Source organism: Brevundimonas sp. Leaf363 (genome assembly GCF_001424025.1).
GTDB lineage: Bacteria > Pseudomonadota > Alphaproteobacteria > Caulobacterales > Caulobacteraceae > Brevundimonas.
In genome coordinates this window covers 480957-500155 of record NZ_LMPZ01000001.1, presented here as the reverse complement: position 1 = coordinate 500155, position 19199 = coordinate 480957, and the positions used below count along the sequence as shown (strand labels likewise).

15 protein-coding genes are annotated in these 19199 nt (G+C 69.6%); 4 read left to right on the top strand and 11 right to left on the bottom strand.

The features are described 5' to 3' along the window. Window positions 1-59: 59 nt before the first annotated feature. The 7 genes from ASG17_RS02425 to ASG17_RS02395 form a co-directional block, all read right to left on the bottom strand. Window positions 60-812: a bifunctional 2-polyprenyl-6-hydroxyphenol methylase/3-demethylubiquinol 3-O-methyltransferase UbiG gene (locus ASG17_RS02425; RefSeq protein WP_056098607.1), complete on the bottom strand. Its 753-nt coding sequence runs from the start codon at window positions 810-812 to the stop codon at window positions 60-62. Further along, on the bottom strand, window positions 812-1432 hold the full coding sequence (locus ASG17_RS02420; protein ID WP_056098605.1) for a hypothetical protein: 621 nt from the start codon (window positions 1430-1432) through the stop codon (window positions 812-814). The genes ASG17_RS02425 and ASG17_RS02420 overlap by 1 nt, the downstream gene beginning before the upstream one ends. Then, window positions 1429-3117, bottom strand: coding sequence for a hypothetical protein (locus ASG17_RS02415; RefSeq protein WP_056098603.1), 1689 nt, complete (start codon window positions 3115-3117; stop codon window positions 1429-1431). The genes ASG17_RS02420 and ASG17_RS02415 overlap by 4 nt, the downstream gene beginning before the upstream one ends. Further along, complete coding sequence (locus ASG17_RS02410) at window positions 3114-4751, bottom strand: heparinase II/III family protein (RefSeq protein ID WP_162238761.1); 1638 nt, start codon at window positions 4749-4751, stop codon at window positions 3114-3116. The genes ASG17_RS02415 and ASG17_RS02410 overlap by 4 nt, the downstream gene beginning before the upstream one ends. Before the next feature lie 56 nt (window positions 4752-4807). Then, window positions 4808-6703 carry a glycosyltransferase gene (locus tag ASG17_RS02405; protein WP_156367705.1) on the bottom strand — a complete coding sequence of 632 codons (1896 nt, stop codon included), beginning with the start codon at window positions 6701-6703 and terminating at the stop codon, window positions 4808-4810. Between the two features lie 85 nt (window positions 6704-6788). Next, on the bottom strand, window positions 6789-8078 hold the full coding sequence (locus tag ASG17_RS02400; protein WP_056098597.1) for a glycosyltransferase family A protein: 1290 nt from the start codon (window positions 8076-8078) through the stop codon (window positions 6789-6791). Between the two features lie 9 nt (window positions 8079-8087). Continuing rightward, entirely contained in the window at window positions 8088-9131 is a 1044-nt protein-coding gene (locus tag ASG17_RS02395) for a ribonucleotide-diphosphate reductase subunit beta (RefSeq protein WP_235560339.1), read from the bottom strand. A gap of 355 nt (window positions 9132-9486) precedes the next feature. On the opposite strand from ASG17_RS02395, the gene ASG17_RS02390 reads away from it, so the two are divergent. Together ASG17_RS02390 and ASG17_RS02385 are read left to right on the top strand one after the other, a co-directional pair. Then, complete coding sequence (locus ASG17_RS02390; RefSeq protein WP_056098594.1) at window positions 9487-13512, top strand: glycosyltransferase family A protein; 4026 nt, start codon at window positions 9487-9489, stop codon at window positions 13510-13512. Between the two features lie 5 nt (window positions 13513-13517). Further along, window positions 13518-14345 carry a glycosyltransferase gene (locus tag ASG17_RS02385; RefSeq protein WP_056098592.1) on the top strand — a complete coding sequence of 276 codons (828 nt, stop codon included), beginning with the start codon at window positions 13518-13520 and terminating at the stop codon, window positions 14343-14345. On the opposite strand, the gene ASG17_RS02380 is transcribed toward ASG17_RS02385, so the two are convergent. Together ASG17_RS02380 and ASG17_RS02375 are read right to left on the bottom strand one after the other, a co-directional pair. Next, a complete protein-coding gene (locus ASG17_RS02380; RefSeq protein WP_056098590.1) occupies window positions 14342-15106 on the bottom strand; it encodes a CatB-related O-acetyltransferase in 765 nt (254 codons plus the stop codon). The genes ASG17_RS02385 and ASG17_RS02380 overlap by 4 nt on opposite strands. A gap of 4 nt (window positions 15107-15110) precedes the next feature. Continuing rightward, window positions 15111-15890, bottom strand: coding sequence for a CatB-related O-acetyltransferase (locus ASG17_RS02375; RefSeq protein ID WP_056098588.1), 780 nt, complete (start codon window positions 15888-15890; stop codon window positions 15111-15113). A 130-nt stretch (window positions 15891-16020) separates the two neighbouring features. Here ASG17_RS02375 and ASG17_RS02370 point away from each other — a divergent pair, with 130 nt between their 5' ends. Both ASG17_RS02370 and ASG17_RS02365 read left to right on the top strand, forming a co-directional pair. Then, window positions 16021-16761, top strand: coding sequence for a cytidylyltransferase domain-containing protein (locus tag ASG17_RS02370; protein WP_056098586.1), 741 nt, complete (start codon window positions 16021-16023; stop codon window positions 16759-16761). 60 nt (window positions 16762-16821) lie between these two features. Continuing rightward, window positions 16822-17901, top strand: coding sequence for a hypothetical protein (locus ASG17_RS02365; RefSeq protein ID WP_056098583.1), 1080 nt, complete (start codon window positions 16822-16824; stop codon window positions 17899-17901). On the opposite strand, the gene ASG17_RS02360 is transcribed toward ASG17_RS02365, so the two are convergent. Both ASG17_RS02360 and ASG17_RS02355 read right to left on the bottom strand, forming a co-directional pair. Then, a complete protein-coding gene (locus ASG17_RS02360; RefSeq protein WP_056098581.1) occupies window positions 17889-18665 on the bottom strand; it encodes a polysaccharide pyruvyl transferase family protein in 777 nt (258 codons plus the stop codon). The genes ASG17_RS02365 and ASG17_RS02360 overlap by 13 nt on opposite strands. After that, window positions 18662-19126 carry a universal stress protein gene (locus tag ASG17_RS02355; RefSeq protein WP_056098578.1) on the bottom strand — a complete coding sequence of 155 codons (465 nt, stop codon included), beginning with the start codon at window positions 19124-19126 and terminating at the stop codon, window positions 18662-18664. Before ASG17_RS02355 ends, ASG17_RS02360 begins: the two co-directional genes overlap by 4 nt. Window positions 19127-19199 lie beyond the last annotated feature (73 nt).

The following is a 19199-nucleotide window of genomic DNA, read 5'->3' as shown; positions in this document are numbered from 1 at the left end:
CCGCCGCCCCGTGAACCCGGTCGATAGCCGCTTTTTCGAAACGGTGAAACCGGCAACCCTTATTCGGGCTTGGCGTGCCAGACCTTGTCCAGCTCCCACGATTCCCAGGGCCGGATCAGACGCAGGGTGATCTCGGCCGTCATCCGCTCCTCGTCCGACGCGTGCGGCAGCACGGCGGTGACGGCGTCGATGGCGTCATTGTCGCGCCAGACCCTGCGCACGGCCCCGATCTCGAAGCCCAGCCGCATGGCCAGGATGATCCAGCTGGTCGGGGTCAGGAAGCCGTATCCGGCCGGTCCGCCATGCGGCGATGCGCAGCCGACGTGCAGCAAGGCCTCGCCGCCCGGTCGCAGCAGGTCATAGATGCGCTTCAGCCCCTCTTCCAGGTCGTTCAGCGCGAACAGGCTCTCCAGATCGCGGGCTAGCACGAGGTCGAACGACGCCAGATCGAAGGCCTGCAGATAGGCCATGTCGGTGTGCAGCTCGAGCCGGTTGGTCTTTTCCTCTTCCGGCCAGCGGACCTCGCCGTCGGCGGTGAACCACACCGCGCGCGGATCGACCCCGACGCCCGAGCGAGCGCGCTCGGGGTGGGTGGACAAGAGATGCGCCAGCACCCGCCCGTCGTGGGCGCCCAGCTCGAGGATGTCGGCGTCCTCGACCATCACGTCCAGAGGCGCGAACCGCTCGTGCCACAGCCGCTGGGCCTGACGGTCGCCCTCGGCGGCGTCCGGATCCTTGGGCTCGAAGGTCGGGAAGACCAGCTCCTTGGCGCCGTGCAGAAGCTTCAGCGCCTTTTCCTGAAAGGTCGGCATCAGGCGTCTCCCCGGCGGCGGAAGCGGGCCAGAAACCGGCCGGTGGTCAGCTCGACCGGATCGAACGCGGCCAGACGCGGCGCATGGGTCACGGCCACGCTGTCAGGCAGCGGGCTCTCGCCCAGACCGGCCTGAGCCACGCACTCCAGTCCGCAGGCATGAAACAGCATCATCCAGCCCGAAGCCGACAGGGTCGTGGCCCGGGCCGCTTCACCCAGATCGCCCGCCGAGGCCGGTTCGGGGAACAGCAAGGCGTCATAGGCGGCGGCCGGCGTCACGCCGTCCAGCGGGGCGGCCAGGGTCGACAGCCAGGCCGCCAGCTCGCCGCCCGGCCGAAGCCGCAGGGCCAGCTCCGCCACCCGGTTGCGCGTCTCGGCCAGACCGAGCGTGGCCACCCCTTCGCCCACGACGATGAGGTCGAAGTCGCCTTCGAGGTCTGACAGGCTGTCGATGGCGGGAATGGATTGGACGCCAAGGGCGGCGGGCAGGGCCTTGGCCACCGCGGCCGATACCCCGAAGGCGACCGCGCTCGCGGCGCCCGGCGCAACGCCGAGGGCGGCCAGGCCCTTGGCGACGGCGGGGCCGGTCTGCGGCTTGGCGGCGACGGGTTGGCGGGTCATGCGTCGGCCCTCAACGACAGGCGATAGGCGTCGTCATAGCGCCGGACGGCCGATCGGCGCATCCGCCGCGGCCCACGGCGCTTCTCGATCATCGGCTCGTAGGCCACCGCGCCCGGCGCCCAGCCCGTCGCCTGGGTCGGATCGAACACGTCCGACCAGCGCGCCCAGGGCAGCGTCACCTGCGAGAGGTTCTGCATCATGCCGGAGAGCAGATCGAGCCGGATTTCGCTGAGGCCCCGGGCCATCGCATAGGCCTTGGTGGACCGCTTCCAGCCGGCGGCGAACCAGGCCGGCAGCAGTTGCTTCAGCGTGCTGTTCCACGCATGGGCCGCGTCGGCGTCGACGGCGATCCGGCGGTCCAGCATCAGCAGCGGATCAATCTCGGCGATGATCAGCCGGGTCGCCTCCAGACGGCTCATGTTGTCCACCACGGCCGCGATGTTGGCCGCCGCCATGGAGTCGCGGTTGTCGAAGGTGTGCCGGGTGACCCGGTCGCGTGCGTGGGCGGGCGTCGACAGGAACAGGGCCGTCGGCAGGACGATGGTCGTGGGCGACGCCGCAAACGCGCTCGAGCGCCAGCGCATCCAGCCCGGCAGCGCCAGCTGGGCCTCGCGCGACACGACCACCGCCGGCAGCCTCGCGTCGACGCAGGCCTTCAGCCAGCTCTCGCGATCGGGCCCGGCGCCCAGCATCACGCCGACGTGGGCCCGCGTCGGCATGCGCGCCAGCATCGCCTGCAGCCGCTCGTCGATCGACCCCTTCGGCGCCAGAAGGCCCAGCCCGATGTAGAGGCCGACCTCATGGCCGCGCCCGACCAGCCGTTCGGCCAGATCGGCGATGATGTCCGGCGACATGGCGTCGCCCAGCTCGACGTCGAGGAAGAACCAGCCGCGAAGATTGCTCAGTTCCAGCGTTCGGGCGATGCGATCGACCGCCCCGCCGCCATGGCCGTCGGACCACTGGGTGTCGACCACCGACTGGACCGTGGGGTCCGGTGCCAGGTCCGGCTGGGCCGAGACGGCGACGGCGACGGCCAGGTGCGCCGTCCGCGCCGGGGCCGCCGGCAATGCGATCTCCTTGGGCGTGGGCCATGTGACGCCCTCGGCCTCGGGCCGGACGCGAACCTCGTCCTCGATCGCGATCATCCTCAGCGCCCGCTCGCGCGCCGCCTCGATCGCTTCGGCCGACAGGGGCGACCAAGCCGCCTTGCGCCATGTTCCGGCGACCCGCGGCCGCAGCGTCCACTCGACCTCGCGCGACTTGATCAGACCGGGCGGAACCAGAGCCCAAGGCTCATCGACCACCATGTCGACCAGAACGTCCTCGCTCAGCGATTCGCGGACCATCAGGCGGTAGGCCGTGGCCCCGGCCACCTCGGGCGAGCGCACGACGTCCGGCGCATGGGGCGCCAGGTCGTCGCCGAAGCGCGGGATGCGGGTGAAGGGCTGGACGTTGACGTAGGGCGCGTCAGGGGTCTCGGCGTCACGACTCTCGACGCGGAAGCTCAACTGGTTGGGCGTCAGCCGCAGTTCGGGCGGCAGGCGGCATTCCTGGCGGAAGCCTTCGTAGATCGTCTGCTTGTCGCCGGTGTCCTCGTTGCGGACGCCGACGCGATACTGGCGGTTGGCGCCGGCCGAGCGCCACTGCAGCAGCGGGCTGGCCGCACGGCGGCGGATCGTCTTCACGCTTGCGTTCCCTTCACGTCCAGCTCCAGCCGGCCGCCTTCGAGCCGGACCGCGACCCGGCGGCCGTCGCCGAGGGTCAGGGTCACCGAACCTTCCAGCCGTCCGTCCAGATCCATCGACGCCATTGTCGGACCGAAATCGGCGAACGCCAAGCTCACGGCCGCCAGACGACCGCGACGCGCGAAGGCGACGGCGGGCGCGGGCTCGAAGACATTGGCGCGCGGCGACCACCAGCCCTGGTAGTCGGGCTGGACCGCCAGATGGGGACCGACCGCCTCGCCGGCGTTGAGCGGATCGATCCGCACCACATCCTGGTCCGACACGGCCCGGAACCCGGCGCCGTCGGCCGACAGCGTCCATTCCGGCCCCAGGTGCAGCCATTGGCGCGTCTTGGGCGGCAGGACCGCGCCGAAGAAGCCGTCGATCAGGACCAGCCAGTTCAGGCCGTCGCCGATCATCAGGCGGGTATGCTGGTGCGGCTTGCGCGACACGCGGCCCAGGGTGGCCAGCAGGCCGTCGTGTTCGGCCGACGCGAGCAAGGCCGATCCGTAGGGCGCGCTCTGACGGGCGTCTCGCGAGCCTTCGATCTCGGGGATGTTATGGGCCGAGGCGCCCTCGCAGAAGACGCGGCGCGGATCGGCGTAGCGATAGCCGCGCTTCTCCAGCGCGCTGCCCTTGTCCGGTCGCTTGCCGTAGCGCAGACGTCCGGCGTCGATCAGCACCTTCTTGCCGCGCGCGCTCCAGATCACCGACAGGTCGTCAGCCTGTTTGTGCACCCTGGAGTGATAGCCCAGCGTCTGGGCCAGATAGCCCGCACGCGGCCCGCGCCCGGCGCGCAGGATGGCGTAGCCGGCCTCCGGGAAGACCTTCGCGCCCGCCGTCGGGGTCGGCAGGATGCGCGCCTCCTCCACCTTGAGCTTGCGGTTGTCGCTGTCGCCGAAGTTGGCCACGCGGCCCTCGGGCGTCAGGAACCACGTCAGGGTCCTGGCGATCTGGTCCAGCCGGCGGGCGGCGGCGCGCCCAGGCATCAGGCCGCGCACGCGCAGGGCTTCGAAGCCGCGGTGCAGGAAATAATGGTAGTCGGGCGAGTGTTCCTTGTGCACGCCCTCGCTGGAGAAGTGGGTCTCCAGGATCATCTGCAGGCGGCTGAGGGCGACCGAGCGCGTCTCGGGGTCGGTGCGGAAGATGCTGTCGCCGATCGCCATCTGGCCGGCGGCCTGGAAGAAGCCGTGGTTCGATCCGGCGGTGAAGGTCTCGTCCGGACGCAGCCGCTTCTCGTGTTCGGTGACGCACTGGTGCAGCAGCCGGCGCCGGCCGATCGGCATCTTCTCCTCGCGCGCCGCCTCCAGCGCATAGGTCAGACGCCAGGCGCGCAGGCCGGTGGCCATGTCGTACCAGTCGGCCTCTTCGTCTCGCGTGTCCCGTGTCCGCCAGAAATCCAGGCCGATCTGGATCGCCAGTTCCAGCGCCGCGACGTCGCCGGTCTGGGAATACTGGACCAGCAGCGGATCGATCAGATCCAGCGACAGCAGGTGGAAGCTCCACGACCGCTCACCGGTCGCGGCCAGGGACCAGTCGACCGGCGTCGCCAGCGGGATCGCCGGATTGGCGCCCACGCGCCAGCCCAGCTTCATCGTGGACTCGTACGGCGGCGACGGAATGAGAGGCGCGTAGGGAAGCGGCATTCGGCTCAGGCGTTCAGGGCCGAATAGGCGTCATCCAAACGCTTCGCGGCGGCGTCCCATGTATACAGCTTCTTGACGTGGGCGCGACCGCGACGCGCGACCGCACGCGCGTGCTTGGGCTGGTTCATAACGCCTTCCAGCGTCCGGAACAGGGCGTCGGGGTTGCCGCGCTCGAACAGGAAGCCGCTTTCCTGGTCGATGACCGATTCCGCGATGGCCGCCACGTCGGACGCCACCACCGTCAGGCCCATCGCCATGGCCTCCAGCGGCTTCAGCGGCGGCACCAGTTCGGTGACCTTGGACGGGCGGCGCGGATAGACGGCGATGTCCATCAGCGAGTACCAGCGCATCACGTCCGTATGCGGCACGCGGCCGGGCATGATCAGCCGGTCCAGCACGCCCAGGCTGCGCGCGGCCTCGCGCACCTCCGTCAGGGCCGGGCCGTCGCCGACCAGCAGGGCGCAGACGTCATGACCGTTGCGGCGCAGGCTGGACAGGGCGGTGACCAGGTCGATCAGCCCCTCGTAGGTCGTCATCGACCCCAGGAAGCCCAGCACCTTGCTGTCGCCCAGGAACAGCTCCTTGGCCAGGGCGCGGTCCTTCTTGCGCGGGGTGAAGACGTCCGGATCGACGCAGTTGGGGGCGATCATGATGCGGCGCTCATCCACACCACGCTCGATCAGTTCGTTCTTCAGGCCGTTCGAGATGGCGACCACCAGATCGGCCTCGGACGCCACGCGGCTCTCCTGCTGGCGCTGCCATTCGAAGCGCTCGCTGTGCTCGAAGCGCGGATCCTTGGCGGCGTGGGTCAGCTCCCACAGCCCCCGGACCTCATAGACGAAGGGCAGGCCCGCCCGCCGCGCGGCGATCAGCGCCGGCGCCGCGTTCAGATAGTTGGACGCCGCATGCACCAGGGCCGGGCGAGTCTTGATGATGTGGCTGTAGAGCGCCTGCGAGGCGTCGGCGCAGTAGCGGTCGAACGGCGTGGTGTTCGAGCGGGGCCCCGACAGGCGCGAATAGGTCACCCCGTCGATGTCGGCGACCGGGCCGTCGGGCATGTGGTGGATGTCGTTGCGATCGTCCGGATAGCCGGGGCGGGTGACGGCGTTGACCGCCCAGCCCTGGCCCTGGATGGCCTTAATCAGCGCCTGGGTCCGGGAGGTGTAGCCGCTGGTGTGATAGGGCACCGAGCTGGCCGCGACATACATCAGCGACCTGGCCCTGGTCGGCTTCTGGACCGGCTGGGTCTTGCGGGGCGGCACGGCCAGGCCCCGGTCGCGCACCCGCACCCAGCCGTCCAGCAGCTGCGATCGGATCTGCCCGCTTTGGGTCAGCGGACGATGCTTGGCGATCTGCGCCAGGATGGCGCGCGGCTCTTCGATGGCGCCGGCGTTCATCAGATCGACGGCCGCCGCGATGCCGCGCGAATGGGTCGGATCGGCCTGAATGGCGGCGCGCAGCAGCTTCAGCCAGCGATCATGGTCGGCGTCGCGCACCAGGGCGGCCAGCTCCGACAGGACGGCGGCGCGGCGGCGCGGCGTGATCTTCTGCTGGGCCGAGAGGGCCGCGACCAGCGCCTCCACATCCGCGGTCTCGGGATGCATCAGCGCCTTGCGGACTTCCAGGTCGAAGGCGACGTGGTCCTTGCCGCCACGGCCGCGGCGGCGACGCGATTCCAGGATCAGGTGGGCGATCTCGCCGGGAAAGCCGATCAGCCCGCGCCAGTGCTTGGCGCGCAGGAGAGCCGAGCCCAGTTGATAGGAGATGGTGTTGCGAAGCCGCTCGTTCTCCGCCGCGAGGGCGAAGACCTTGAGCCGCATCTTGGTCAGTTCGATTTCCGCAGCGTGCCGTTCAACGACCACCGGCGGTCGCACCGCCCCTACGTCACTGTCGATCGTCAACGAAGGCCCCGGACGTACGCATCTACCCGGCGCGCAAGCGCCGTTTCTCGCGGCTAAAGAGGCTCATTTCCCTGCAAACGCAAGTTTAACCGCCGCCAAAGGCGTGGCGCCGACGCCACGCCTCGGCATAGGCGACGCGCAGCGCCGCGCCGGTGCGGCTGAGGCCGGTGCCGGGGGCGCTCATCAACGAACGGTGGCTCCATTGGGCCACGACCAGGCAGGGCTTGAGCCGCGGCGCGTTCCATCGCCCCAGCCGGGCGTCCAGCCGCGCCAGATATTCGGAATCGCCGCCCAGCCGCACTTCCTCGAACAGGCCCACCTTCGCCATCGCCTCGCGCCGGATCATGATCAGGATCGGGTTGGGCCGCAGCAGGGGGAAGATGCGCGGGTTCATGATGCGGCCCTGCGGCGTCAAGCGGAAATAGCTTCCGACCGAGGCGGCGGCCGTCTTCAGCGCATCGGCCTGGACCTCCAGCCGGCGCGGGTGGGCCCAGTCGTCCGCGTCGTGGAAGGTCATGACGTCGCCGGACGCGGCGCGCATGCCGGCGTTGCGCGCGCCGTAAGCCCCCGCCGCACGATCGTTGCGGACCAGGCGGATGCGTGGATCGGCGGCGGCCAGGTCCGAGACGATGGCCACCGTCTCGTCCGACGAAGCGTCGTCGACGACCAGGATCTCGATCGGCGACAGGCTCTGGGCCTGCAGCGATCCCAGCGCCATGCCGATCGTCGCCTGGGCGTCCTTGGCGGCGACGATGACGCTGATGCGGGGCCCCGCCACCGAACGCGCGGATTTCACATGGAAGGCGTCCAGGGTCAGCGGCGCGTCGTCGACCGCCAGCGGCGCCTCCAGCCCATCGCTTTCGAACAGGCCGTTGATGGCGCGGCGGGCCAGGCGGTGGCGGCCCTGCGCCGAGTGGGACGCGGCGCGCAGCAGGCGCCGCTCGCGCCCGCCGCCCTCGTCCAGCAACGCCTCGGCCTCGGCGGGGCGGTCCAGCGCCAGCAGGCAGGCGGCGCGCGCCTCCGCGGCATCGGGAGGCAGCAGCTCCAGCGACCACTCCGGCGCGGTGGGCGCCGCCGCGCGCGCCAAACGGAAGCGGTCGGCGGCGGGCAGGTCGGCGATCTGCGCCATCCGCTCGCGCGCCTCGCCGATGCGGCCCAGTCCCGCCAGCCCGATCATCCGACCGACCGGGTCGTCATGAGCTGCCGCGCTGTCATAGAGGCCAAGGTCGACCAGCACCTGCCAGTCGTCGCGCGCCGCCCTGAGGGCCGGGACGCCCATGCCGCGCTTGGCCGACAGGCGGGCGATCGCGCGGCGCCACGGCGACGGCACGGCCGCCGCCGTCATCAACAGACGGTCGGAAAGGACGCGCGGCATGGCGCGGACTTAATGCGAGGCCGTCTCGCGGCGTTTTTCGAGCATGGCGTCGAACGACGACCACACCCCGTCGGCCCCGTGCCAGGCGCCCTTGGTGGCGCCCTTGGAGTATTCGGTCGCGCGCGCCTCGAAGAAGTTGGCGTGCTCGACGCCGCTGAGCAGCGACTGCAGCCACGGCAGCGGATTTTCGGTCACGCCGTACAATTCAGGCAGCTTCAACTGGCGCAGGCGCCAGTCGGCGATGAAGCGGATGTAGGCCTTGATGTCGCCGGGCGTCATGCCGTTCACCGGACCCATTTCGAAGGCCAGGTCGATGAACTTGTCCTCCATCTCGACCACGGTGCGGCAGCACTCGACGATGTCGTCCGCCACCGACTTGGTGACCGCGCCGGTCTCTTTGTTGAAGGCGTGGTACAGCTTGATGATGCCCTCGCAGTGCAGGCTCTCGTCGCGCACCGACCAGGACACGATCTGGCCCATGCCCTTCATCTTGTTCTGGCGCGGGAAGTTCATCAGCATCGCGAACGACGCGAACAGCTGAAGCCCCTCGGCGAAGCCGCCGAACATGGCCAGGGTGCGGGCGATGTCGGCATCGCTCTCGACGCCGAACTTGCCCATGTAGTCGTGCTTGTCCCGCATGGCCTCGTATTCCATGAAGGCGCCGAACTCGCTTTCGGGCATGCCGATGGTCTCGAGCAGCAGGGCGTAGGCGGCGATGTGGATGGTCTCCATGTTGCCGAACGACGCCAGCATCATCTTGACCTCGGTCGGTTTGAACACCCGACCGTATTTCTCCATGTAGTTGTCCTGCACCTCGATGTCGGCCTGGGTGAAGAAGCGGAAGATCTGGGTCAGCAGGTTGCGCTCGCTGTCGGTCAGATTGACCGCCCAGTCCTTCATGTCCTCGCCCAGCGGCACCTCTTCGGGCATCCAGTGGACCTGCTGCTGCTTCTTCCACATGTCGAACGCCCACGGGTACCGGAACGGCTTGTAAGCGGCCGACGCGGTCAGCAGGCCAGGACGGTCGGTGGGCAGGATCAACGATGCGGACACGGCGGCGCCTCTTGGGTGGATGAGGCACATTCGTTCAAAACCGTGGCTTCGTCCATATCTTGTGTATGGCTCAGTTAACGGCGACCAGATGTTGATGTGGACATCTGGGACCGCCCTGTGGACGGGCGGCCTTTCGCGTGTCGGGAATTGTTGTGTTGACGCCTGACCGCCCGCTTACCTACATGGCCGCGATGGGACGGGGTTCTCCACAGCGTCACGAGCGCTGGGCGACCTTCGACAACCTGGACGCTGCGTGGGGGCTCACGGCGGGATTCGGGCGTGTTCCGTATGGGATTGAGAGCGTCGTGAGGCTGAGGTCAGAGACAGGTCTGCGGACCTGCGAAGGGGGCGTGCAATGAAGCTTTGCGTCACCGCCGTCTTCGCGCGCCGTACGGCGCTGCGCGAGCAGATTTTCCTGATGGACCGCCTGTCCAGCGCCGAACCGGTGCTGGAGCGGATCGGTGCGCGCGAACGCGCCCTGTTCAAGCGCTTCTGGCTGGGCGGCTGGGTCTACGAACCCAGCCCGAGCCTGGAGGCCGCCTTGGGCGCCGAAGGCCTGCGTCAGGTGCAGTTCACCTGGTCGGCCGTGCGCGATCTGGCCCGTTCGGCCGTCACCGAAGCCTCCGAGACCGCGGATCCCGCCGCCGTGGCGCTGGAGCTGACAGGCGACTGCCTGGCCCTGCGCATCGCCCTGGCCGATCCCGGCAGCCGCGACCTGGCCCCGAGCGACCTGTGGCAGCAGGCCAAGAAGATGCGGGCCGAGGCGCGCGGCGCGCTCAAGGCCCTGCGCGACGGCCGCACCGCCGAAGACATCCCGCTTCTGGCCCGGGCCGATGTGGATCGCGCCGAGCTGGACCTCTACCTCGGCGCCCTGGACGAGGCCGACGGGACGATGGACCCGAGCGAGTCGCGTCGCCGCGTCGCCCTGCTGACCGACGCCCCGCCGGTGCTGGTCGAGGCCGAGACCGTCTTCACCGCCGGCGCCGATCCGGCCCAGGACGTGCGCTTCGCCGATCTGCTGGTCCGCGCCGGACGACCGGCCGAGGCCCACGCCCTGCTGGGCCGACGCCGCGACAAGGAAGGTCTGGCGCGCCGGCTGATCCTCGACCACGCCCTGCGCCTGACCTGGAGCGATTACGGCGCGCTGCTGGATTCCGTCGCCGACCTGTCGCTTGAGCCGCTGGTGCGGATGTTGCGCCGCTCGGCCCAGATGGCCGGACGCGGCGTCGGTCGCCAGCGGCTGGACGGCGTGCGCGATCAGATTCTGGCCCTGGGTCTTCCCAACGCCTACGACCGCGCGCTGGAGGCCGGCTGGAAGGCCGCCGACGCCGCGCCGCACGCCGCCCTCGCCGCCTGGCGCGCCGGAGCCGCCCTGGCGGCCGTCGCCCTGACGCCGCAGGAGGCTCCGCAAAACCCGGCCGTGGTCGTACTGGCGGACGGCGCCGCGCCCACGGACGCCTGGCTGGCCCACGCCCGCCGCCTGTCCTCCGCCGGCGTGAAGATCGTGGTGGTCGGCGCCGACGACGGCGCCTTTGCTGATGCGCCGGTGCAGATCGCCGCCGACGCCGATGCGCTCGCCGCCATCCTCGGCGAGACCGGACCGACCCTGGTCACGCGCGGACCGCAGTTCGTCAGCGCCGAGCACCTGTGGGCCTGGGCCGCGATCGCCCCGCCGCGCGCCGCGATCCAGAGCTGGACCGACCATGTCGCCGAGCACGTCGCCACGCCGCTAGGCTTCGAGTTCGCCTATCAGTCGGCCGTGCCCGAGGCCGGGCTGGTCGGCGCCGGGACGGACCTGGACGCCGCGGCGCTGATCGCCGCCCCCGACGCCTATCTGGCGCGCCGGTTCACCACCGCGCCGGACCGCCGGATCGCCACCGTCCGGCCCGAGACGCCGTCGCAGGTCGCCGATGAGGCCCTGACGCTGATTGTCGTGCACGACGCGCCGACGCCGCCCGACCTCGACTTCGTGGGCGCGGTCCGCTTCGTCTGGCTGGGCGACCTCTTGCCGACGGACGGCCAGCCGGCCGAGGCCCCGCCTTCCCTGACCCCGCCGACCCTGGCCGGCCTGCTGCCCCAGATGGCCGATGCGCCGGCCGATACGCCGGTTCTCTTCATCTGCCAGGACCTGCCCTACCCGCCGAACTACGGCCGCAACGTCGTGCGGCAATTCCAGGATATCGGCGGGCTGGATCTCAGCCTTCTGGCCATCCGCCGCACGACGCATCTGGAAGGCTGCCAGCCCGTCGCGGCCAGCACTGCGGGCATCTCGCGCCTGGCCTGCGTGGCCACCGCCTGCTTCAGCCTGGGCTCGCTGCGCCGCGTCGCGGCCTCCCTGCCCGCCCGCCTGTCGACCGTGGTCGACATGGAGGAGCCCGGCTTCCTGCTGACCCCCCTGTTCGACACGCCGTTCCTGGGCCGGGTTGAGGATCAGGTGAAGCGCTATCTGGCCGGCGAGAGCCTGCGTGGTGTTCGCTCGATCGCCGGCGGTCCGCCGCTGACCGAAGAAGCGCTGGCGGCCATGACCGAGCCGGCGCGCCGGCTGCTGGCCCCCATCATCCGCAACCGCGCCTATTATCGCGCCATGGCCGACAATCTGGCCGAGGACGATTTCTCGGAGCTGGAGGATCGCGATCTGGAGGGCCGGGCCCAGCTGGCGCGCGAGCTGCTGGATCTGGGCTATCTGACCGTCGCCAAGCGGGTGTTCGAGCGCACCGTGGCCGTGACGCCGCGCGAACTGGCCCGCTCGGGGGCCCTGCGGCCGATGTTGAACCTGGCCAGCGAACTGGGGCTGCAGCGTCAGCTGGCCGAGCGGCACCGCTTCATGGTCGGCGACCTGATCCGCAGCCGCCCCACCGAGATCGGCCCCTTCTTCGAGGTGATCGGCACCGTCCTGTCGCCCGATGAACTGGACCGCGCCCTGCTGGTCGCCATCTCGGGGGCCAAGGAGGGCAAGAGCGATCGCGGCCTGATGCGCATCCTGGACGCCATCAACAAATACGCCTCGTCCGCCGCCGTGAACTGGATCCTGTTCGAGCTGCTGACGCGCATTCCGCGCGAGGCGCTGAACCGGCCGCCGGTACAGGAGATGCTGCGCGGCATGGCCTGGCGCGCCGCCTTCACGCCGGAGCAGCTGGAGGCCCTGGGCCTCTCGGCTAGCCTGACCAAGGTTCTCACCGAGGTGCCTCTGGTCGACCAGGTCCGCCGTTCGGTCGCCGCGCGCGACTGGTCCGAGCTGGCGGACGCGGTCAACGCCTGGATCGGTCGCAACCTGCCCCTTTCGGACCTCATCAAGGAGATCCGCACCTATTCGCACGAGCTGAGCCACAGCGATCTGGCCGAGATGGCGGGCTATTACCGCGTCTACGACACGCCGGACGCGCGGTTGATGTTCGCCGCCGTCATCGGCGACCAGGCCTATCTTAACCAGGCGGTGGAGCTGCGCGAAGGCGACGCCTCCATCATCGCCCGCGCCCGCATGGGCCAGTTCGACTGGCTGGAGGCGCGGCTGGACGAACTGGGCGCGCCGCTGGGCGTGAAGACGCCGTCCTTCAACCCGGACACGGTGCAGGACGTCTTCGGTTCGGTCCTGGCCGCACGCGATCCGAAGGTTCGCAAGGCCGCCCGGGCGCCGAAGGTCACGGCGATCATGACCCTGTTCAACCCGGACATGGACCTGCTGCCCTTCGCCATCGATTCGGCGCTGACCCAGGAAGGGGTCGAGACCGAGCTGGTGGTCATCGACGACGGCTCCGAGCCCGAGATCGCCGACGCCATCGAGGCCCTGCTGGCCGCGCGGCCCGGCGTCATCTTCGAACGCAGCGCCGTCAACACCGGCCCCTATGTCGGCCGCAACCGCGCGCTGCAGCTGTCGAAGGGCAAGTATGTCGCCATTCAGGATGGAGACGACGTCTCCCACCCCGCGCGCTTCCGCACCCAAATCGAGGCGCTGAAGACGGCGGGCGACCAGGCCATGCTGACCACCGCCGGCCACCTGCGCATCGACGGCGGCGGCCGGCCCCAGTTCGAGCACGACTTCAGCCTGGTCGGCGACGGCACCATGACCTCCATGTTCCGGCGCGAGGTGTTCAAGGCGGTCGGCCCGTTCGCCAGCGTCCGCTCGCGCGGCGACGTGGAGATGCGCGAGCGCATCCGCGCCGCCCTGGGCGCCGGGGCGGTGATCCACGTCGATTATCCGCTGGTCTACTGCAACGCCGCGCCGGACACCCTGTCCAACCGCACGGCGCGCAACACGCCGCAATACCTGAATCTGTTCCGCAACAACTTCGCCAAGCAGCATCGCCACCTGCGCCAGGCCGTGGCCGTGGGAGAGCGGATCGCGCCGCCCGACGCCGCGGTGCCCGTGATGCTGAAGCCGTGAGCGACATGACCGAGACGACCACCGAGCCGCACGTCTTCATCAGCCTGACGACGATCGACAGTCGCATCCACGCGATCGACCGCACGATCGAGTCCCTGCTGGCCCAGAGCCACAGGAACCTGTCGGTCATCCTGCACCTGTCGCACGAGCCCTATCTGCTGGACCAGGGCATCGCCGAGGCGCCCGAGGCGCTGAAGGCCCTGATGCGGCGCGACCCGCGCTTCTCGATCCGCTGGGTCCCGAACATGGGGCCGTACCGCAAGCTGCTGCCCCTGCTGGCCTGGCTGGGATCGCGCAGCGCCCTGGTGGCCACGGTCGATGACGACACCCTGTACCCCGACACCTGGCTGGAAGAGCTGGTGCGGCTGCACGAACGCTATCGCTGCGTCATCGCCTATCGGGCCCACCGGATGCTGGCGACCAAAGGCAAGCTGGCGCCCTATGCGCAGTGGATGAACTCCACCATCAGCCGCAACCCGGACCTGCTGCTGCTGCCCACCGGCAAGGACGGCATCCTTTACGATTCCGCCTACTTCCCTTCCAGCGCCCTGGACTATCAGGCGGCGCGGCAGGTGGCGCCGACGGCGGACGACATCTGGTTCCGCTGGCATGTCGCCATGTCGAATATCCCCGTCTATGCGGTCAGCACCGACTTCAGGAAAGACACGTTCGACAGCACGGACGAGCGGCCGGTCTCGCTGTTCCACATGTTCAACAAGGGCGGCGGCAACGACGCCATCATCGACCGCATCGACGCATGGGCGCGTGAGAACGCCCGCTTCGACATCGTCGCCTCGTCCGCCGACGGCGGCTACTATCGGACCAGCGCCTAGGCCTCGACCTCGGCCGCCATCCAGTCTCGCAGGGCGTCGGCCAACACCAGGACGCCAGGCTCGAACGGCGCGATCTCGCCGGCGGCGATCATCGCCTCCAGACCGTCCAGAAAGGCCTCCGGCTGCTCCATCGGCAGGTCGCCGAAGTCGGCGTAGTTGTAGCGCCACCACTGGATCTTCAGCATCCGCTCGACCAGCGGTTCGGGGAAACGCAGGCGGATGGGCCTGGCGTTGACGCCGCCCACGATCGTGTAGGGCGCGACGTCCTCGGTCACCACCGCGCCCGCCGCGACGATGGCGCCCGTGCCGATCGTGACGCCGCGCCGGATCATCACGTCCTGGCCGATCCAGACGTCGTCGCCCAGCACCGGCCAGCCGCCGCGCGACGGGCGCGCCGCATCCGGGCCGTCCTCGACCTCAGGACCCGCGCCGAACGGATAGGCGCGGGTCGTCACCCAGTTGTCGGGCGTGTCGGGCTCCAGCACCTGCACATTCTTGGCGACGCTGCAGTATCGCCCCATTCGCACCCCCGGCGGCATTTCGCGCGAGATGCAGTAGGAATAGGCTCCGGCGCTGACGAACCGGCGTGCCGGCATGGTGGCGTATCGCTCGACCCGCACGACGGGATCGACCGTGACGGTGTCGCCGGGGCCGTAGATGCCGTCCACCTTGAACGGGTGCCGCAGGAAGATGCGGTTGGTCTCGAAGAAGGCCGCCATCCGCTCGTTGAACGGACCGACAAAGGGCGCGGTCGTGGTCATGGTCTCAGGCCTTCGCCAGATGAGCTTCGAGGGCCGGGGCCAAACGGAAACGGCTGATGGGATCGCGCGTGATGACGCCGCTTCGCTCCCGGCGCTTGATGCCGTCCACGAACAGGTCGGGTTCGTCCGGCGGCAGGTGGGCCAGGTCCGTGGGCGAGAACTCCCACCACGCCGACTTCAGCAGCCGCTCCACCGTCCGGGGTGCGAAGCGCAGGCCTTCGGACCGACCGGGAACGCCGCTGACGATCTCATAGGGCGCGACTTCCCGGGTCACAATCGCGCCTGGCCGCACGATGGCCCCGTGTCCGATCTTCACCCCCTGCCGCAGCAGGGCGCCGTAGCCGACCGTTGCGCCGTGGCCGATCACCACCTTGGCGGTGACCTCGCTGAAGCGCGCCTTGCGGAACGTCTTGCCGAAGTCGCGCGCGGCCAGTTCTGGGCCGTAGTCGCGGAACGCCAGCGGATGGGTGGTGACCCAGTCGGTCGGATGGTTGATGCCCATGATCCGCACCTCGGGCGCGACATAGCTGTGGCGGCCGATGACGGTGGACGGCGGGATGTGATCGGTCAGACAGGCGGAATGGGCGCTGACCGACCGGAACAGGCCGGGGGGCATGGTCGCATCGCGCTCCACCACCACGTCGTGGTGGATGAAGATCTTGCTCCCCTGACGATAGACGCCGTCGATCTCGCGCGGCCACCGCAGGAAGATGCGGTTGGCCACGAGGAATTCCCGCACGCGGTCGTCATAGGGCGCTGTCAGCGACGCCACGCTCTTGACCATTCCAAGCCTCCGATCCTGACGCCTAGCCGTCCGACGCACGTCCCGCAACGCGGCACGTTTCCAACAGGCGGTCGGGTCGCTATCAAGGTCCGGGACTGAGCAACGGGGAACGGCCGTCCAATCGCCGGCCATGCAAACGATGACTGACAAGCGCCCCGTCTTTTGGGCCGTGGTTCCGGCCCGATCGGGCTCCAAGGGACTGCCGGGCAAGAATGTGATCGAGATTTGCGGCATGCCGCTGATCGGCCACGCCATCCGTTTCGCCCAGGCCTCGGGCGCGTTCGAGCGCGTGATCGTCTCGACCGATTCCGACAGCTATGCCGACACGGCGCGCGGTTTCGGCGCCGAGGTGCCCTTCCTGCGCGATCCGGCCGCGGCCCAGGACCACAGCATGGAGGAGGACATCCTGGCCGACTTCGCGGCCAAGGTCGAAGCCTCCGGCCTGACCCCGCCCGACGCCCTGGTCTGGCTGCGGCCCACCTTTCCCTTCCGCAGCATCGAGGATCTGTCGGCTGCGCTGAACCGACTGACGCCCGAGGTGGATTCGGTGCGTCTGGTCACGGAGGGCGAGCCGCGGCTCTACGCCATGCCGGACGGGCTGCTGACCCCCCAGTTCGACGATGGCGGTCGTTCGATGATCCGGCGCCAGGAGTTCGAGCCGGTCTACCGGGTCTTCCACACCGACATCTTCTGGTATCGCAACATCGCCCTGGGCAAGCGCTTCCTCGGCGAACGGTCGGTGGGCCACAAGATCCACAAGATCTGCAGCATCGACATCGACACCTCCGAAGACGCCGAGATGGCCGAGGCGCTGATGCGCGCCAACTCGCCGTTCCTGAAGGCCTACACCCACTCGATGGACCCGGCCTGAACCGGCCCAGGCTGGCGAGACCCGCCCTGCTGTGCCAGTGAACGGCCAGGGAGCGGCACGATGAGCGATACGACACTGAGCGCGGCCAAGGCGGCGATCCGCGACGGCCTTCCGTCCGTGGCCCTCAGCGGCGATCGGGGCGCAAAGACCACCGTCCGTTTCCGATTCCTGCGCGGGAAGGACGAGGCCGGCGTCATCGAGCGCACCTGGCCCGACGATTTCCGCTTCAAGGACGACGGCCCGATGGGCCGCGCCACCCTGAAGGACGCCCCCGCCTTCGAACCCTATACCGAGGTCCGCGTCCAGGTGGACGGCAAGGACCTGAAGCCGGGATCGGGCTGGGGCCTCGGCAAGCTCTACGCCCTGTCGGACGACGACTTCGAAGGCATCTTCTTCCGCGCCAGAGACCGGCCGCAGGACAAGGAGACCCAGCATTTCGCCACCCGCCAGATCACCGACCACTACCAGCTGAACGCCAGCCACCGCGCCGTCGCAGCCGTGGTCCAGGCCTACCGCGCCATCGACCTGGCCAAGCCGGAGATGACCGACGCGGCCGTCGCGGTGCTGCAACAGGAGCTGGCGACGGCGGGCGCACTGCCGGAATCCTGGCGGGCGAGGCTGGATGGGGTGCACCTGCAGGCGTCGCTACGCAGCGTGCTGTGGCAGTTGCACCTGTTCCGCGGCGAGAACGACGCCGTGATGGCCGAGCTGGACCGGCTGGTCGACTTCCTGAAGACGGCGGTCGAGCCCCTGCCCTACATCTCGATCAACGGCTGCCCCGCCATCCTGGTGCGCGCGCACCTGATGCTGGCCGAGGGCCGCGCGGAAGAGGCGTCGGAGCTGGGCTTCTGGAACGCCGACTTCTACCTCGGCTGCCTGACCCGGCTTAAGAAGCGCCGCAAGCTGTGGCAGGAGCTGATCCCGCCCTATCGGCTGGTCATGACCTCGATGGACCTGGCCCAGCGCGTGATCGACAAGGAAGACCAGCTGGCCGCCCGTGCGGTCATCACCGAGGCCATGCGCGTCGAGGGCGACCAGCCCAGCGCCGAGGTCATGGTCCAGAACTACGAGGCCCTGAACCGCCGTCTGCGCACCCGTCGCCGGGCGCAGGCCGAAAAGGCCTCCGCTCAGGCCGACTGAAGCCGCCGGACGTCCGTGTAAAAGGCGCGATTGGCCGCGCGGCACTCCTCCAGCGCCTCGGGATAGACGAACGTCTCGCCCAGCCGATCCCGCCAATCGTCATGCCAGGCGAGCAGCGGCGGGTGCTTCATCCGGTGCAGCTTGGACAGGCTGGGCAGAGCCACGACCCGCCGCCCCAGCAGGGTCGCCCAATAGGCGCCGTGGTACGAGTTCGTCACCACGACCTCGCCGGACGCCAGGAAATCCAGCACCGCGGCGATGTCGGCGCCGTCATTACTGCGATGCGGCGCGCCCTCGGCCGGGATGGGGATGCGCTTGTGCTCATAGACCACGACCGGATGGCGGATCTCGGCCGGCCGGTCGAAGCCTGGCAGCATGCAGCTGGCGCAGGGAACCCAGCGATGGCCGTGGCCGACGTCGCGCAGGCCGATCAGGTCGAACGCCTGCAGCCAGTCCGGCAACGGCCCATCATATCGCTCGACCCGACCGCCCGACTTGTCGTTCACGAGCGACTCGCCGATCCCCCAGGCGACCAAGGACGTCATCCGGGGCCGCGCCGCAGCCAGCCGCGCCATCCGCGCGTCGAAGTTGGCCGAGATCAGGCCTCCTCCGCCCACCACGATGTGGTCAGCCAGGGTGTCCAGGTCCAGATCCTTGATGTCGGCCACGGCCGGATCAGGCAGATCGAAATACCGCGACGGCGGGCACCACCAGTCGCCGACATTGGTTTCGTCCGCGCGAAAGACCTGGCCCGCGCGGGTCATGCGAGGTCGGCGATCTCGCTCTCGGTCAGTTCGCCCGGCACGATGGTGACGGGCAGCTTCCGACCGGCGCCGACGCCCTGCTTCAGGATGGCGGAGACCAACGGGCCCGGTCCGCGCGCGCTGGCGCCGGCGGCCAGCACCAGGATCTTGATCTCCGGATCGTCGTTGACCACGCGCCGGATGGCGTCCTGCGCCTCGCCCTGCTCGATCAGGAACAGGGGCGCCGCGCCCGAGCGCTCGGCCGTGTCGTCGGCCAGGCGGGACAGCAAGGCCTCGGCCTCGGCGCGTTGCTCGCGTTCGATTTCCTCGCGCACGCCGGTCCAGTGTTCGTCCGTGCTGGTCGGCAGGACGCGGAGCAACGCCACCCGCCCCCCGGTCGAGCGGGCCCTCCGCGCCGCATAGCGCAGGGCCGATTCGAACTCGGGCGTGTCGTCCACGACGACCAGGAACTTTCTCGGCACGCGCCCTCCCTCGGTTGCAGCACTATAACGCCGAACGGCCGGCGCGTCGCGCCTGCCCTCCCCACCGGGGGAG

Excerpts from the sequence above, each read along its gene's own strand:
- ASG17_RS02400 (WP_056098597.1), bottom strand. The coding sequence starts at position 8,078 with ATGCCGCGCGTCCTTTCCGACCGTCTGTTGATGACGGCGGCGGCCGTG.
- ASG17_RS02420 (WP_056098605.1), bottom strand. The coding sequence starts at position 1,432 with ATGACCCGCCAACCCGTCGCCGCCAAGCCGCAGACCGGCCCCGCCGTC.
- ASG17_RS02370 (WP_056098586.1), top strand. The coding sequence starts at position 16,021 with ATGCAAACGATGACTGACAAGCGCCCCGTCTTTTGGGCCGTGGTTCCG.
- ASG17_RS02425 (WP_056098607.1), bottom strand. The coding sequence starts at position 812 with ATGCCGACCTTTCAGGAAAAGGCGCTGAAGCTTCTGCACGGCGCCAAG.
- ASG17_RS02375 (WP_056098588.1), bottom strand. The coding sequence starts at position 15,890 with ATGGTCAAGAGCGTGGCGTCGCTGACAGCGCCCTATGACGACCGCGTG.
- ASG17_RS02410 (WP_162238761.1), bottom strand. The coding sequence starts at position 4,751 with ATGAAGCTGGGCTGGCGCGTGGGCGCCAATCCGGCGATCCCGCTGGCG.
- ASG17_RS02385 (WP_056098592.1), top strand. The coding sequence starts at position 13,518 with ATGACCGAGACGACCACCGAGCCGCACGTCTTCATCAGCCTGACGACG.
- ASG17_RS02365 (WP_056098583.1), top strand. The coding sequence starts at position 16,822 with ATGAGCGATACGACACTGAGCGCGGCCAAGGCGGCGATCCGCGACGGC.
- ASG17_RS02360 (WP_056098581.1), bottom strand. The coding sequence starts at position 18,665 with ATGACCCGCGCGGGCCAGGTCTTTCGCGCGGACGAAACCAATGTCGGC.
- ASG17_RS02380 (WP_056098590.1), bottom strand. The coding sequence starts at position 15,106 with ATGACCACGACCGCGCCCTTTGTCGGTCCGTTCAACGAGCGGATGGCG.
- ASG17_RS02390 (WP_056098594.1), top strand. The coding sequence starts at position 9,487 with ATGAAGCTTTGCGTCACCGCCGTCTTCGCGCGCCGTACGGCGCTGCGC.